Here is a 14,741-nt window from a genome sequence, read left to right on the forward strand (position 1 = left end):
TACAAACTTGAAGCAAAACTTAGACGAAACGCTTAAATATCGGTCTAAACGATTTTATGAGGTTGTATCTTTCTGAAAACAAGGTAGTTAAAAGATTGTTAAAATCATCTGATTAGTGATTTGTAATACACAAAGTGGCTGTAAATCAAACCATTATGGGAAAATTATAAAAAGAGCTATTAATTTTAATAAGCTCTTTCGTTGTTACCTTCATAAAAATTAATGAATGCTCGGTTAACCACACGATTTCCGCCAACAGTTGGATAGTCTCCTGTAAAATACCAGTCGCCTAGATTTTTCGGACATGCCTTGTGTAAGTTATCTACTGGCTGAAATATAATTTTAACCTCTGCATTTACATCGTCGTCACTTAATAGTTCAGATATTTTATCAGATATTTCTTCGTCTGTAAAGTTGTCGTAGATTTCTTTTACAAAATTCTTTACATCCTTGTCTTTTAAATTCTCTTGTGCCTTACATTTTTTGTAAACTTCTTCGACGATATGATAATTATTTGTGTCTTTTAATAATTCTAAGGCGGCTCTAAAGGCTACTAAACCTTCTAGATTGGCCATATCAATTCCGTAACAATCTGGATACCTAATCTGCGGAGCAGAAGAGACCACGACTATTTTTTTAGGATTAAGACGATCCATCATTTTAATGATACTTTTCTTTAAGGTTGTACCACGTACAATACTATCGTCTATAATTACTAGGTTATCGTTGGGTTTTATAACGCCATAGGTTACATCATAAACATGCGCCACTAAGTCGTCGCGACTACTGTCCTCGGTTATAAAGGTTCTAAGCTTAACGTCTTTAATTGCAATTTTTTCTATTCTAGGTCTTTCCGATAATATTTCGGTAACTCTCTCGGCAGAAAGTTTTCCTTCGCCATCCAAAATCGCTTTTGTTTTACGCTGATTTAGATGTTCTTCAACGGTATCTATCATTCCAAAAAATGACGTTTCTGCAGTATTTGGGATAAATGAGAATACAGAGTTTTTAGTGTCATAATTAATGGCTTCAAGTACTTTTGGCATTAAAAGGCGCCCAAGCTCTTTTCGTTCTTTATAAATTTCAGCGTCACTTCCTCTAGAAAAGTAGATGCGCTCAAAAGAACAGGCCTTTCGTTCTAGTGGCTCTAGAATTTGTTTTATTGCTGTTTCACCTGATTTTTTAGTGATAATGGCGTGTCCTGGTTCTAATTCGATAACATCATCAAAACCTACATTAAAGACGGTCTGTATAACTGGACGTTCTGATGCCACTACGACAACTTCGTCATCTTTATAATAATAAGCAGGTCTAATTCCCGCAGGGTCTCTTAGCACAAAAGAGTCACCATGCCCTAATAAACCGGCCATAGCATAACCACCATCCCAGTTTTTTGCGGCTTTTTTAAGAATTTTAGCAACATTAAGACGTTCTGCAATTAAAGGCGAACATTCTGCTTTACTATAGCCTTCTTTTTTTAAATTCTTGTAAATTTTTGAAACGGCATCATCTAAAAAATGACCGATTTTTTCCATTATAGTAATGGTATCGGCTTTTTCTTTTGGATGCTGACCTATCTGTACCAAGTTGTTGAATAGCTCGGTTACATTAGTCATATTAAAATTACCCGCAACAATAAGATTTCTGTGCATCCAATTATTTTGTCTTAGAAAAGGATGTACACTTTCTACACTATTTTTGCCAAATGTACCGTAACGGACATGTCCAAGAAGCAGCTCCCCAATGTAAGGAATATGCTTTTTCTGTGCATCCACGTCGTTTTGATATTCTGGATGGTTTGTGAGCTCTTCGTTAATACGCTCGTTAATTTGAGAGAAAATATCCTGTATAGGCTGTTGTGCGATAGACCTTACGCGACTAATGTATCGCTCTCCTGGATGCGTATCTAATTTTATACTTGCAAAACCTGCACCATCCTGTCCACGATTGTGCTGCTTCTCCATCATGAGGTACATTTTATTTACCCCGTAAAATGCACTGCCATACTTTTTTTTGTAATAGTCTAAAGGTTTTAAAAGCCTAATCAATGCTATACCGCATTCGTGTTTTAAAGCATCACTCATTATTGTTGTACAAGTAGTTTATGTTGTGTTATATTCAAAAATACTGAATTAAAAAACGCGCCAAAAAAGGCGCGCTATATTTTACGTTAATTCTATGTCGAATTGTGTTAGTTGCTGAAACTGTCTCAAGCGTCTCTGGACCTCTTCAGAATCTAGGTTTAACATTCGTTCCGTACCGAATTTTTCGACACAAAACGACGCTAAAGCAGAACCGTGAATGACTGCATTTTTCATGTTTTCAAAAGAAAAATCTTCGGTTTTTGCTAAATAGCCAGTAAAACCTCCTGCAAATGTATCCCCAGCTCCTGTTGGGTCAAATACTTCTTCTAGTGGTAAAGCTGGAGCATAAAATACATTGTCGTCATGAAACAATAATGCACCATGCTCTCCTTTTTTAATAACTACATATTTTGGACCCATCTCATGAATCTTACGCGCTGCCACGACTAAAGAATACTCTCCAGTAAGTTGTCGAGCTTCTTCATCATTGATGGTAATAACATCGATATGTTTTATAGTTTTGTGTAGTTCTTCTAAAGCACAATCCATCCAAAAGTTCATAGTGTCTAGAACCACTAATTTTGGTTTCTTATTCATTTGCTTTAAAACGCTCATTTGTACCGATGGATGTAAATTACCTAACATTACAACCTCGGCATCTTTATAAATTTCAGGAACTACTGGATTAAAGTGTTCTAAAACATTAAGTTCTGTAGCTAAAGTATCACGAGAATTCATATCGTTATGGTACTTGCCACTCCAGAAAAAGGTTTTACCGTCTTCTACAATTTCAATACCCGAAACATCAATATTTCTTTCTTTTAATAAATCTAGGTAAGTTTGAGGAAAATCGCCTCCCACAATCGATACAATAGCAGAGTCCACCTGAAAATTAGAAGCGGCGAGACCAATAAAAGTACCTGCACCTCCAAGAATTTTATCGGTTTTCCCGAAAGGTGTCTCAATAGCATCGAAAGCTACCGTACCAACAATTACTAATTTACTCATTACAGTAATTTAAATTAAGCAGCAAATTTACGTAAAATATATTCCTTACAAAACAACATAAAAACTTATGAGAGCTAGATTATTTTCTGCCAAAATCCGCTGGGATTTCTCCCCAAGCTTTGGTTTCCCATTTCACAATTGTAGTGCTGTAAGTGTTTTCTTTTAGCCATTTTACGGCACGATCTACAAGCTCAAAAACAGGTTTGTTTTTTTCGTTACGTTGAAGTTTACTATTACAGGCTTTTTTCCGTACCCAACTCATTGCAGTTTTAGAGTCTGTGTAGATAATTCGATTGCTATTCTGTTGTTTTAGAAATGCTAATCCATGAACAATGGCTAAAAACTCTCCGATATTATTAGTGCCTTCTTCAAAAGGCCCTTGAATAAAGATTTGTTTTTTTGTTTTAGTATCTACGCCACGGTATTCCATTTTACCTGGATTCCCGCTAGAAGCTGCATCTACAGAAATAGAATTATAATTAGGTTGTCCAATTTTTTTAAGTTGTGCTTCTGAAAGTTCGCTTTTAAAGGTTTTGGATTTACCTACATAGTCTTTGTAATTACCCTTAAGTGCTTTTTTTGCAGCTTCAAAAGTTAAAAACGATTTATATTGCGCACCTTTAAAATCTTTGATTTGCGCTTTGCAGTCATCCCAAGTTTCAAAAACACCAGTATGATGACCTTTCCAAACGGTGTAATATTTCTTTTTCTTTTTGCTCATTGATATTGGTGGCTGAGGTGTTTAGTGAGGTTCTCGAACTACCGAAGCCACATTTAGTTTTTCTTTTTGGACACTTCGAGAGCCTCAGTGCCCAAAAGTTTTGCTACAACCTTCGGAAAATGCTCCATCTCTAACTCATGAATTTTCTTCGCTACATCTTCTGCTGTATCTGTTTCTAAAACCTCGCATTTGGCTTGAAATATTATAGCACCTTCGTCATAATGTTCATTTACATAATGGATGGTTATACCTGTTTCGGTTTCGTTATTTTCTACAACTGCCTTATGCACATGCATACCATACATGCCTTTTCCGCCAAACTTTGGAAGTAAAGCAGGATGCACATTAATCACTTTATCTGGAAAATGGTCTAAAATAGGTTCTGGAAATTTCCATAAAAAGCCTGCCAAAACAATAAGGTCTGGCTTATTAGATTTTAATAAACTAAGCACATCGTTTGTTTCCGTAAAAGCAATTTTATTAAAAGAAAACGCACTGACACCTAAGCGTTTGGCGCGTTCTAGCACTTTGGCACGCGGATTGTTAGTCAGTACTTGAATAACAGACGCAGAGTCACTGTTTTGAAAAAACTTTATCAAATTTTCAGCATTACTTCCCGAGCCGGACGCAAAAATTACAATTCGTTTCATAAACAGTTATTAATGTCTAAATTTATTCAAACAAAAAAAAGAATAATAATTAACAATTAGGCTCAAAAATTAAATACTTATTTCTATTTTTATCTGTAAGTAGCACATTTTGCAGGTAAAACTATTTTTTAAAATAAAGTTTTTTATTTTTGCCCTCTAATTAAAACTTAAAACTAAAAGATTATGTCAGACATTGCATCAAGAGTAAAAGCGATTATCGTAGACAAATTAGGTGTTGATGAAAACGAAGTAGTAACGGAAGCAAGCTTCACTAACGACTTAGGAGCAGATTCATTAGACACTGTGGAGTTAATCATGGAGTTTGAAAAAGAATTTGATATTCAAATCCCAGACGATCAGGCTGAAAACATTGCAACAGTTGGTCAAGCTATCTCTTATATAGAAGAAGCAAAATAAGAAGTTAATTTATGGAATTAAAGCGAGTTGTAGTTACCGGATTAGGTGCACTAACCCCTATTGGCAATACCAAAGATGAATATTGGGACGGTCTTGTTAGCGGAAAAAGTGGCGCTGCACCAGTTACACATTTTGATGCGTCAAAATTTAAAACACAATTTGCTTGCGAAGTAAAAAACTTTAACGTTACTGACTTTATTGACAGAAAGTTAGCAAGGCAGATGGATAAGTTTTCGCAGTATGCTATGGTTGCTTCTGATGAGGCGATTGCAGACTCAAAACTAGATTTAGATGCCCTAAACAAATACCGTGTAGGTGTAATCTGGGGAGCTGGAATAGGCGGTTTAGAAACATTTCAAGAAGAGGTGTTAAACTTTGCCGAAGGCGATGGCACTCCAAGATTTAGCCCACGATTTATTCCCAAAATGATTGCCGATATAGCTCCAGGAAACATTTCCATTAAATATGGATTTATGGGACCTAACTATACTACGGTATCTGCTTGTGCCTCTTCAGCCAATTCTATGATTGATGCACTAAACAATATACGTTTAGGGCATTGTGATGTTGTAATTACTGGAGGTAGTGAAGCTGCTGTTACCATTGCTGGTATGGGTGGTTTTAACGCCATGCACGCTATGAGTACTCGTAATGAAAGCCCTGAAACAGCCTCTAGACCTTTCGATGCAAATCGAGATGGTTTTGTATTAGGTGAAGGTGCTGGTGCTATTGTTTTAGAAGAGTACGAACATGCCAAAGCAAGAGGTGCAAAAATATATGCAGAGGTTGTTGGTGGCGGATTGTCTTCTGATGCTTATCATATGACAGCACCACACCCAGACGGGATAGGCGTTGTCGCGGTAATGAAAAATTGTTTAGAAAATGCAGGTTTAAGTCCTGAAGATGTAGATCACATTAACACACACGGAACATCAACACCATTAGGAGATGTTGCAGAGCTAAAAGCTATATCTGAAGTATTTGGAGACCATGCAAAGACTATAAGTATTAATTCTACCAAGTCTATGACTGGTCATTTGTTGGGCGCTGCTGGCGCCATAGAAGCTATCGCTTCAATCTTAGCATTAGAGCACGGAATTATTCCGCCAACAATTAATCACGAAACAGTTGACGAAAACATAGACCCAGAATTAAACCTAACGCTTAATAAAGCGCAGAAACGTGATATTAAAGTAGCAATGAGTAATACATTTGGATTTGGCGGACACAACGCTTGTGTATTATTCAAGAAATTAGATTAAATCCCGAATGAGCTTCATTCGTAACATATTAAAAAATTCCCGTTCTCAAGAAGACGGGAATTTTTTTTTACAGCTTCAGCAAACCTTAGGATTTAAGCCCAAAAAGAAAAACCTCTACAGAAAGGCTTTTACCCACAGGTCAATGAATATTAAAGACGAAAAAGGTAATCCTATAAATTACGAGCGTTTAGAGTTTGTCGGAGATGCCATGTTGGGTTCGGTTATAGCATCGTATTTATACGGAGAAGTACCTCATGGAGACGAAGGTTATTTAACTAAAATGCGCTCTAAAGTAGTAAGTAGAGAACACTTAAACGAACTAGGTAAGGAGCTAAACCTTATAGATTTAGTGATTAGTAGAATCCCAAAGGATAATTTTGGAGATAACATTCACGGAAATTTGTTCGAAGCGTTAGTTGGTGCAATTTATCTAGACAAAGGCTATAAATTTTGTGAGTCGTTTATTTATAAGAGAGTGATTAATCCTCATGTAGATATTGAGAAACTAGAAGGAAAGGTAATTAGCTACAAAAGTTTGCTTATAGAATGGTGCCAGAAAGAGAAAAAGACATTTGATTACGAAATTTACGAAGATACAGGCAACGATGCTCTAAAACATTTTGCGGTTAAACTAAGTATTGACGGTAAAGTTGTTTCAAAAGGTAGAGCAACTTCAAAAAAGAAAGCAGAAGAAAAAGCATCCAAGCGTGCCTTTTTTGCATTTCAAACTCAGATGGCAAAGCATTCTTAATTTCTCTTAAAAAGAGGTGTTTTTCGCAAACGTTTTCGTAGTAATTTAAGGTTAAGTTTGATATAAACTTCATCAAAATCATACGATTATACCTTATATTTACCTCAAATTTGTGCGATTTTATATGGCATTACATAAGCTTTTAGTAGATGATTTTTACGATGAAACTTATACGCTTATAGCTATTCATTGTAGACTAGAAGATTACCGTTTAGCCTACATGATAAACAAGTTCTTAAGCATAAACTTAGAGCGAAAAGAAAAGGATTTAGATTTAAACTACACAGCATCATCCTATGCTATCTACCATTGGTATAACAAGGCCAATGATGTTACGTGGAATCTAATTACAAATATTTGTAAAAAGGAAGAGGAAGGTCTTTCAAGTAGTGGTGTATTATTCAGCGAGGACAGAAAAGTAACAAAAACATATAATCTTATTCCAGAGTTAAAACAGGTTGATTATTTTATAAAAATTACTTCCGATACATACGTTGTAAACGAAAAAATGATAATGGATACTCTGCAGAGTATTCCTCAAATTATAACAAGCTATACTGTGGATTTATCAAAAATTAAATCCAAAGAACATTTAATTTTTTAGAATTAATGAACAATAAAAAAACAAAGATAGTAGCGACATTAGGTCCTGCAACTAGCAATAAAGAGGTGTTAAAACAAATGTTAGACGAGGGTGCTAATGTGTTTAGAATAAATTTCTCTCATGCCGATTATGATGGTGTAAAAGAACGAATAAAAATGATACGCGAACTCAACGAAGAGTTTGGTTACAATGCAGCAATTTTAGGAGATTTACAAGGTCCAAAATTGCGCGTAGGCACGATGAAAGAAGAGGTCGTTGTAAATCCTGGAGATGAAATTGTTTTCGCTACAGGAGAACGTTTTGAAGGCACAAAGGAGCGCGTTTATATGACTTATGAGCGTTTTCCTCAAGATGCCAAACCAGGTGAGCGTATTCTATTAGATGACGGGAAACTAATTTTTGAAGTCGTTTCTACAGATGGCAAATCTGAAGTTGTAGCAAAGGTTATTCAAGGTGGACCATTAAAATCTAAAAAAGGAGTTAATCTTCCTAATACGAATATTTCTCAGCCAGCATTAACTGAAAAAGATATCGAAGATGCCATTTTTGCTATTAATCAGCAAGTGGATTGGATTGCTTTATCGTTTGTGCGTCATGCCGAGGATTTAATGCAACTACAAAACTTAATTAGTGAACACAGCGAACACAAAATTCCAATTATCGCAAAAATTGAAAAGCCTGAAGCGGTAGCAAATATCGATAAGATTGTTGCCTATTGCGACGGTCTTATGGTAGCTCGTGGTGACTTAGGTGTAGAGATTCCTGCGGAAGAAGTGCCATTAGTACAAAAGCAATTAGTGCATAGAGCAAAGCGTGCGCGTATTCCTGTAATTATCGCTACACAGATGATGGAAACTATGATTTCTAGCCTTACACCAACACGTGCAGAGGTTAACGACGTTGCTAACTCTGTTATGGATGGTGCAGATGCTGTGATGCTTTCTGGAGAAACCTCTGTTGGTAAATATCCTGTTCAGGTAATTAAACAAATGGCAAATATCATTCGTAGTGTTGAGGATTCTTCTTTAATAGAAGTGCCGCAATTACCACCACATATTCGCACTAATAGATACATTACAAAGTCTATTTGTTATCACGCGGCAAAAATGGCAAATGAAATTGATGCAAAAGCCATTTCTACACTAACAAATAGTGGATATACGGCGTTTCAGATATCTGCATGGCGACCATCGGCACATATTTTAGTATTTACATCTAACAAGCGTATTTTAACGCAGTTAAGTTTGCTTTGGGGCGTTACCGCATTTCATTACGATAAGTTTGTAAGTACTGATGAAACGATTGAAGACGTAAACGCTATAGCTTGTAAAAAAGGTTATCTAGATGTTGGTGATATGCTAATTAGTTTAGCAGCGATGCCAATACAAGATAAAGGTATGGTTAATACGTTGCGAGTTACAGAGATAGAGACGTGTAGTTTTTAGAATATAAATAGTTTAGAACTCAAACTTTAATTGTACACTAACCGTTTTCTTTTTATCCTCTACTGAGATTTTAGATACTGCTTTTTTTGAAGTATCTGTGTTTAGGTTAGACATGGATATGCCCAGAAGCCGAACAGAATTATTCAACTTTTCTTGGTACAATAAGCTTTTTGCAGTTTCTAGAATTATCGCTTTATCGCTAATAAAATAGGGCAATGTTTTGCTACGTGTCTGAAGCGTAAAGTCACTATATTTTATCTTTAGTGTCACTGTTTTACCAGCAACATTACTTTTAGATAAACGTCGCGAAACTTCATCGGCAATATGCTCTAGTTTTTCAAGCATAAATATTTCTGAAGATAGATTTTCGCTAAAGGTGCGTTCTGCGGCTAAGGATTTCCGAATGCGATTTGGTTTCACTTCACTGTTATGAATGCCCCGAACAATATAGTAATAATAGCTTCCGGATTTTCCGAAATGTTCAGACAGGTATTCCAAGCTTTTCGATTTTAAATCCTTTCCAGTAAAAATCCCTTTTTGGTACATCTTTTCGGCAGTGACTTTACCAACACCATAGAATTTTCGGATGTCTAAATCCTCTAAAAATTGTAAAACATCCTCTGGGTTAACTGTTTTCTGGCCATTGGGTTTATTGTAATCACTCGCCACCTTGGCCACAAATTTATTAATAGAAATTCCTGCTGAAGCCGTTAATCCTGTTTCATCAAAAATTCGTTGTCTAATTTGTTGAGCAATTATTGAAGCACTAGGCATCCCAATTTTATTTTCGGTCACATCAAGGTATGCCTCATCTAGCGAAAGCGGCTCAACCAAATCGGTATAGTCATGAAAAATTTTTCTAATTTGAGAAGATACTTCTTTGTATCGATCAAAATTGGTTCTCACAAAAATTAAATCTGGGCACAGCTTTTCTGCTAGCCGACCAGACATAGCGCTTTTAACACCAAATTTACGTGCTTCGTAACTTGCAGCACTGATTACACCGCGCTTTCCGCCACCACCAACAGCTATGGGTTTTCCTCTTAATTCAGGATTGTCTAACTGCTCAACAGACGCATAAAATGCATCCATATCTACATGAATTATTTTTCGGATTGGTAAATCGTTAGACATACTGTAAATTTAGACATTAAATGTCTTTTGTAAGACCAAATTATGGCTGTAGAAATAGAACGTAAATTTTTAGTAACATCTGATGCTTTTAAAACTGATACATTCAACTCTTACCATATTAAACAAGGGTTTTTAAATAGCAATCCAGAACGCACGGTTAGGATAAGAATTAAAAAAGATAAAGGGATTTTAACCGTAAAAGGAAAATCATCTTCTAACGGTTTAAGCCGTTTTGAGTGGGAAAAAGATATTACTTTGGATGAAGCGGAATCTCTTTTAAAACTTTGTGAAAAAGGGATTATTAATAAAACCAGATACGAAGTTAAAGCTGGTAGCCATATTTTTGAAATTGATGAATTTTACGGTGAAAATGAGGGTTTAATCATTGCCGAAATCGAGTTAAAATCTGAAACCGAAACTTTTGAAAAACCACGTTGGCTGGGTGAAGAAGTTACGGGAGATGTTAAATATTATAATTCAAATTTGAGTAAACTTCCCTTTAAACAATGGGAACTAAAAAAACCGAGGTGATTTTATTCGACGGGCTTTTTCAGCGAAATTATATCTGATAATAAACTCGTGAGAAGACGCTGAAAATTCTCTAATATCGGATGTTATGGCATCATAAGCATAACCAATATTTAATTGTTGTGTTATTGCAAAATTCACTAATCCAGAAAACGAATCGTCATAACGATAAGATACGCCTAATTCCAATACATCATATAATAATACATTGGTATTTAAATCAAAAGAGAGCGGTGCTTCAAATGCAGATTTCACTAAAAATGAAGGTTTCAATTTTACGTTTTTTGATAATTGGAAAACATAACCACCAGTGACAAAAAAGTGCTGTGTTTCAGAACCTAATTTATTTCCATTTGCGTTAAGGTGAACAGAGTTTAACATATTAGGAACTGAAATCCCAGCATAATAGTTGTCTGTAAAATAGAATAATCCAGCTCCAATATTGGGTGTAGTGCTATTTATGTTTTGACTAAAAAAAGGGTCGTTTGGGTCAAAAACTGTTAAATTATTAAGTCCAATATCATGAAAGGTTGCGCCAATCTTTAATCCGAAAGCGAGCTTGTGATTGTTTTTCAAATTAATGCTGTAAGCAATATCAGCGTAAACATTTGTTTCTCTTACAGGTCCGAGTTGGTCGGCAATTACAGAAATACCTGTACCCATATTTTCAGAAAGTTTAAAATTTCCAAAAAAGGTGCTGGTTTGTGGAGCACCATCAATTTTTGTCCATTGGTCTCGGTAAAGTAGTCCTAGATTTACATTTTCTGTAGCACCAACATAAGCAGGGTTTATAACAGGTAAATTGTACATGTAAAGTGAGTATTGTGGGTCTTGTTGCGAAAAGCTAGACAGACAAAACAAACTTAAGATTGTACAATAAAAAATCTTCATACTTAATCTTCCTTCAATTCTATATATACGGGAAAGTGGTCACTGTATCCACCTTTGTAACGCTTGCCCACATAAGTTCTAAAGGGTTGCCCTTTATACTTACCATGGTATTGCGTAAGAAATTGTGAATTAAACACATCGGCCTTAGACAAGTTAAATTGTGTGGATTTGGCATCAAAAAAGTTAGTAGAAATTAAAATCTGGTCAAATAAATGCCACTCAAAATCATGATTTAAACTTCCTTTATCATACGTAGCTATTTTTTTAAATGGATTATAAAGCTTAGATTTTTCTTCTAAAGAAAGTAGGCTGTTATTTTGAGGTGTATCATTAAAATCACCCATAACTATAACCTTTGGGTCATCATAGTTCTTTTGTAAGACTTCAATGATACGGTTTACAGTATCTGCCGCTGCTAAGCGTTTATGCTCAGTTTCTTTTTCACCTTGTCTGCGTGAAGACCAATGATTTACAATAACATGTATTTGTTCACCATTTAATCGTCCTGTGACTAGTAAAACATCACGAGTGTAATCTCTGCTCCCATCTTCTTTGGTGAGATAGACTGAAAAAGGTTCGGAATGTGAAACTTCAAAAACGTTTTTATCGTAGATTAAAGCGACATCGATTCCGCGTTCATCAGAGGAGTCGTAATGTACAATGTCGTAGTTGTAATGCTTTAGATATTTACTTTCTATTAAATCTTTAACGACGTGCCTGTTTTCCACTTCCGCAAGACCAACAATAGACGGAGGCATATCCACATCGTCTTCGCCAATTTGCGAAATAACCTGACCTAATTTCCGGAGTTTATTTTCGTAGCGCTTGGTCGTCCAACGCTTAGCCGAAAAGGGCAAAAAATCATCATCATTAGTGTGCTCGTCATCTTTTGTGTCAAAAAGATTTTCGATATTATAAAATGCTATAGTGTATTTCTTACTCATACCGCTAAAGATATAATTAATATAGATAATGGGATATAGCGTAAATGCCTAAATTTGCAACGTGTTATTCTGAAACGAATCAGAGACATTAGATAATATATGCTAGAGAAAAAAGATATAAGCCTAGAAAAAGTTGTACTCATAGGTGTAGTGACAAGAGAGCAGGACGAAGACATGTCTAAAGAATATTTAGATGAGCTAGAGTTTTTAACCTATACAGCTGGAGGCGAAGTGGTAAAACGGTTTACCCAAAAGTTAGATATGCCTAATCCTAAAACTTTTATTGGTACAGGTAAGATGAATGACGTACAAGAGTACGTAAAAGAGCATGAGGTAGGTACAGTTATTTTTGACGATGAGTTATCGCCAGCGCAAGAGCGAAATATTAGTAAAATACTCAATTGTAAAATTCTAGATAGAACTAATCTCATTCTAGATATTTTTGCACAACGCGCACAAACCAGTTATGCACGAACGCAAGTCGAATTGGCACAATGTCAATACTTATTACCACGGCTAAAAGGAATGTGGACACACCTTGAACGCCAAAAAGGTGGTATAGGAATGCGCGGGCCAGGTGAAACAGAGATTGAAACTGATAGACGTATTGTCCGTGATAAAATTGCCCTTTTAAAGGAGAAAATAAAAACCATAGATAAGCAAATGGCGGTTCAGCGAGGCAATCGTGGAAAGATGGTGCGTGTAGCTTTGGTTGGATATACCAATGTTGGTAAATCTACATTGATGAATGTGATTAGCAAATCTCAAGTATTTGCCGAAAACAAATTATTTGCAACTCTAGACACTACAGTTCGTAAAGTAGTTATTGGGAATTTGCCTTTTTTGGTAAGTGATACGGTAGGTTTTATTAGAAAATTACCGACTCAATTGGTAGAGTCGTTTAAGAGCACTTTAGATGAGGTTAGAGAAGCCGATTTACTATTGCACGTTGTAGATATTTCACACTCAAATTTTGAAGAGCATATAGACTCTGTTAACCAAATTTTAGACGAGATTGAGAGTAAAGATAAACCTACCATAATGGTTTTTAATAAGATTGATGCTTATGAACCTGAACCTTATGACGAAGACGATTTAGTCGTTGAACGCACTAAGGCCAATTACTCTATAGATGAGTGGAAGAAAACTTGGATGTCTAAAATAGGAGATAATGCCTTGTTTATTTCGGCATTGAATAAAGATAACTTAGACGAATTTAGAAAACGTGTTTACAAAGAAGTACGTGACATACACGTTACACGTTTTCCATACAATCACTTTTTGTATCCTGATGTCGAGGATATAGAATAAAAAAAGGTCTCAATTAGAGACCTTTTTTAGTTATGACTATTTCTTATTAAAATTTATAGCTTATACCAAGCGTAGAATAGGTTTGTAAGTCGTTGTCTGCAGCTTCAAGAGTTGTTCCTTGAAAATTAGCAGCTTCTTGACGGTTACTACGTAAACCAAATTCTGCACCAACACCTATGTTTTTAAATAGAGAATAACTAAAAGAGTTTATCCATGTCCAGTTAGATAAATCGCCATCTTCGTAACTTTGAAACGCAGACAAATTACTTCTAAACTGAATGTCACTGAATAATTTTCCAGTATAATCTGCAACGATTTTTGCACCTAACGACGATTGAAATATCGCATCGTTGTCCGCAAAAACAAAATTATAGTTAGCCGGATGAATAACCACTACCAAATTAGTAATTGGTGTCCATGTAAAACCAACACCGACATCTAAATAGCCTGGGTCATTAAAGTTATTTAATATAGTCGTTCTGTATTCTGCAAGACCAGATACCGCCCATTTATCACTCAGTTTTCTACCATATAAAGAACTTATATTAAACACGTCTGTAGCCTCACGGAAACTGTCATCATCCGTAGGGTCATCTTTATCATCAAACTTAACCCAGCTAAGATTAGTGTTTAATGAATTTCTCCAGAAATATTTGTCTTCAATTTTATTGGCAAAAGCATTTAAGGTAAACCCTATTGTACCAGAAGAGTTATTAGGTGTGCCTTGTGCATACCAGTTATTAAATCCTGAGAAACTACCTCCAATCGTTCCAAAAGCGCCTACACGCCAACCTGGTAAAGCGTCAATTTGCGCCTGAATTTCATTAGCTTCTGCTTGATATTTATCAGCCTCAGCTTGTTTTTCTGCTTTTTGTTTTTGCAATTCTTCTTTGGTCTGAGAGAAGCCTATACCGACTGCAAATACGAGTAATAGTGATAAAATAAATCTAGTTTTCATGTTTTGAGAGATTTAAAATTGAATTACAAAGAT

The 14,741-nt window shown here is 35.6% G+C and carries 15 protein-coding genes; 7 read left to right on the forward strand and 8 right to left on the reverse strand.

The annotated features are described in order from the left end of the window. Positions 1 to 185: 185 nt before the first annotated feature. The 4 genes from DFQ05_RS08490 to purN form a co-directional block, all read right to left on the reverse strand. A complete protein-coding gene (locus tag DFQ05_RS08490; RefSeq protein WP_132704955.1) occupies positions 186 to 2,084 on the reverse strand; it encodes an amidophosphoribosyltransferase in 1,899 nt (632 codons plus the stop codon). An 81-nt stretch (positions 2,085 to 2,165) separates the two neighbouring features. Next, positions 2,166 to 3,092, reverse strand: coding sequence for a PfkB family carbohydrate kinase (locus DFQ05_RS08495; RefSeq protein ID WP_132704956.1), 927 nt, complete (start codon positions 3,090 to 3,092; stop codon positions 2,166 to 2,168). 79 nt (positions 3,093 to 3,171) lie between these two features. Continuing rightward, positions 3,172 to 3,813, reverse strand: a complete 642-nt coding sequence (locus DFQ05_RS08500; protein WP_132704957.1) for a ribonuclease H1 domain-containing protein — start codon at positions 3,811 to 3,813, stop codon at positions 3,172 to 3,174. A 53-nt stretch (positions 3,814 to 3,866) separates the two neighbouring features. Beyond that, on the reverse strand, positions 3,867 to 4,463 hold the full coding sequence (gene purN, locus DFQ05_RS08505; RefSeq protein WP_132704958.1) for a phosphoribosylglycinamide formyltransferase: 597 nt from the start codon (positions 4,461 to 4,463) through the stop codon (positions 3,867 to 3,869). Between the two features lie 183 nt (positions 4,464 to 4,646). Between purN and DFQ05_RS08510 the strand changes: the two genes are divergently transcribed. The 5 genes from DFQ05_RS08510 to pyk all read left to right on the forward strand — a co-directional run bounded on the left by DFQ05_RS08510 (position 4,647) and on the right by pyk (position 8,942). Continuing rightward, positions 4,647 to 4,880 carry an acyl carrier protein gene (locus tag DFQ05_RS08510; protein ID WP_008269813.1) on the forward strand — a complete coding sequence of 78 codons (234 nt, stop codon included), beginning with the start codon at positions 4,647 to 4,649 and terminating at the stop codon, positions 4,878 to 4,880. Positions 4,881 to 4,891: 11 nt separating this feature from the next. After that, positions 4,892 to 6,142 (forward strand): beta-ketoacyl-ACP synthase II, encoded by a 1,251-nt coding sequence (gene fabF, locus DFQ05_RS08515; protein WP_132704959.1) that lies wholly within the window; start codon positions 4,892 to 4,894, stop codon positions 6,140 to 6,142. A 7-nt stretch (positions 6,143 to 6,149) separates the two neighbouring features. After that, positions 6,150 to 6,893, forward strand: a complete 744-nt coding sequence (gene rnc, locus DFQ05_RS08520) for a ribonuclease III (RefSeq protein ID WP_132704960.1) — start codon at positions 6,150 to 6,152, stop codon at positions 6,891 to 6,893. A 124-nt stretch (positions 6,894 to 7,017) separates the two neighbouring features. Beyond that, complete coding sequence (locus DFQ05_RS08525; RefSeq protein ID WP_132704961.1) at positions 7,018 to 7,497, forward strand: IPExxxVDY family protein; 480 nt, start codon at positions 7,018 to 7,020, stop codon at positions 7,495 to 7,497. 5 nt (positions 7,498 to 7,502) lie between these two features. Next, the gene (pyk, locus tag DFQ05_RS08530; RefSeq protein WP_132704962.1) at positions 7,503 to 8,942 is read left to right on the forward strand and encodes a pyruvate kinase; all 1,440 of its coding nucleotides are present in this window, start codon (positions 7,503 to 7,505) and stop codon (positions 8,940 to 8,942) included. Between the two features lie 12 nt (positions 8,943 to 8,954). On the opposite strand, the gene dinB is transcribed toward pyk, so the two are convergent. After that, complete coding sequence (gene dinB / locus DFQ05_RS08535; protein ID WP_132704963.1) at positions 8,955 to 10,076, reverse strand: DNA polymerase IV; 1,122 nt, start codon at positions 10,074 to 10,076, stop codon at positions 8,955 to 8,957. Between the two features lie 42 nt (positions 10,077 to 10,118). Here dinB and DFQ05_RS08540 point away from each other — a divergent pair, with 42 nt between their 5' ends. Beyond that, the gene (locus DFQ05_RS08540) at positions 10,119 to 10,607 is read left to right on the forward strand and encodes a CYTH domain-containing protein (RefSeq protein ID WP_132704964.1); all 489 of its coding nucleotides are present in this window, start codon (positions 10,119 to 10,121) and stop codon (positions 10,605 to 10,607) included. On the opposite strand, the gene DFQ05_RS08545 is transcribed toward DFQ05_RS08540, so the two are convergent. Continuing rightward, complete coding sequence (locus DFQ05_RS08545) at positions 10,590 to 11,495, reverse strand: PorP/SprF family type IX secretion system membrane protein (RefSeq protein WP_132704965.1); 906 nt, start codon at positions 11,493 to 11,495, stop codon at positions 10,590 to 10,592. The two genes, DFQ05_RS08540 and DFQ05_RS08545, sit on opposite strands and share 18 nt — an antisense overlap. A 2-nt stretch (positions 11,496 to 11,497) precedes the next feature. After that, complete coding sequence (locus tag DFQ05_RS08550) at positions 11,498 to 12,439, reverse strand: endonuclease/exonuclease/phosphatase family protein (protein WP_132704966.1); 942 nt, start codon at positions 12,437 to 12,439, stop codon at positions 11,498 to 11,500. 99 nt (positions 12,440 to 12,538) lie between these two features. Here DFQ05_RS08550 and hflX point away from each other — a divergent pair, with 99 nt between their 5' ends. Next, on the forward strand, positions 12,539 to 13,750 hold the full coding sequence (gene hflX / locus DFQ05_RS08555; protein ID WP_132704967.1) for a GTPase HflX: 1,212 nt from the start codon (positions 12,539 to 12,541) through the stop codon (positions 13,748 to 13,750). 46 nt (positions 13,751 to 13,796) lie between these two features. On the opposite strand, the gene DFQ05_RS08560 is transcribed toward hflX, so the two are convergent. After that, positions 13,797 to 14,708, reverse strand: a complete 912-nt coding sequence (locus DFQ05_RS08560) for a DUF3078 domain-containing protein (protein ID WP_132704968.1) — start codon at positions 14,706 to 14,708, stop codon at positions 13,797 to 13,799. Positions 14,709 to 14,741: the final 33 nt, after the last annotated feature.

This window comes from Winogradskyella wandonensis, from assembly GCF_004346845.1.
Classification (GTDB): domain Bacteria; phylum Bacteroidota; class Bacteroidia; order Flavobacteriales; family Flavobacteriaceae; genus Winogradskyella; species Winogradskyella wandonensis.

Excerpts from the sequence above, each read along its gene's own strand:
- DFQ05_RS08540 (WP_132704964.1), top strand. The coding sequence starts at position 10,119 with ATGGCTGTAGAAATAGAACGTAAATTTTTAGTAACATCTGATGCTTTT.
- fabF (WP_132704959.1), top strand. The coding sequence starts at position 4,892 with ATGGAATTAAAGCGAGTTGTAGTTACCGGATTAGGTGCACTAACCCCT.
- DFQ05_RS08500 (WP_132704957.1), bottom strand. The coding sequence starts at position 3,813 with ATGAGCAAAAAGAAAAAGAAATATTACACCGTTTGGAAAGGTCATCAT.
- DFQ05_RS08525 (WP_132704961.1), top strand. The coding sequence starts at position 7,018 with ATGGCATTACATAAGCTTTTAGTAGATGATTTTTACGATGAAACTTAT.
- DFQ05_RS08495 (WP_132704956.1), bottom strand. The coding sequence starts at position 3,092 with ATGAGTAAATTAGTAATTGTTGGTACGGTAGCTTTCGATGCTATTGAG.
- DFQ05_RS08550 (WP_132704966.1), bottom strand. The coding sequence starts at position 12,439 with ATGAGTAAGAAATACACTATAGCATTTTATAATATCGAAAATCTTTTT.
- DFQ05_RS08545 (WP_132704965.1), bottom strand. The coding sequence starts at position 11,495 with ATGAAGATTTTTTATTGTACAATCTTAAGTTTGTTTTGTCTGTCTAGC.
- purN (WP_132704958.1), bottom strand. The coding sequence starts at position 4,463 with ATGAAACGAATTGTAATTTTTGCGTCCGGCTCGGGAAGTAATGCTGAA.
- DFQ05_RS08560 (WP_132704968.1), bottom strand. The coding sequence starts at position 14,708 with ATGAAAACTAGATTTATTTTATCACTATTACTCGTATTTGCAGTCGGT.
- dinB (WP_132704963.1), bottom strand. The coding sequence starts at position 10,076 with ATGTCTAACGATTTACCAATCCGAAAAATAATTCATGTAGATATGGAT.
- DFQ05_RS08490 (WP_132704955.1), bottom strand. The coding sequence starts at position 2,084 with ATGAGTGATGCTTTAAAACACGAATGCGGTATAGCATTGATTAGGCTT.
- pyk (WP_132704962.1), top strand. The coding sequence starts at position 7,503 with ATGAACAATAAAAAAACAAAGATAGTAGCGACATTAGGTCCTGCAACT.
- hflX (WP_132704967.1), top strand. The coding sequence starts at position 12,539 with ATGCTAGAGAAAAAAGATATAAGCCTAGAAAAAGTTGTACTCATAGGT.
- DFQ05_RS08510 (WP_008269813.1), top strand. The coding sequence starts at position 4,647 with ATGTCAGACATTGCATCAAGAGTAAAAGCGATTATCGTAGACAAATTA.
- rnc (WP_132704960.1), top strand. The coding sequence starts at position 6,150 with ATGAGCTTCATTCGTAACATATTAAAAAATTCCCGTTCTCAAGAAGAC.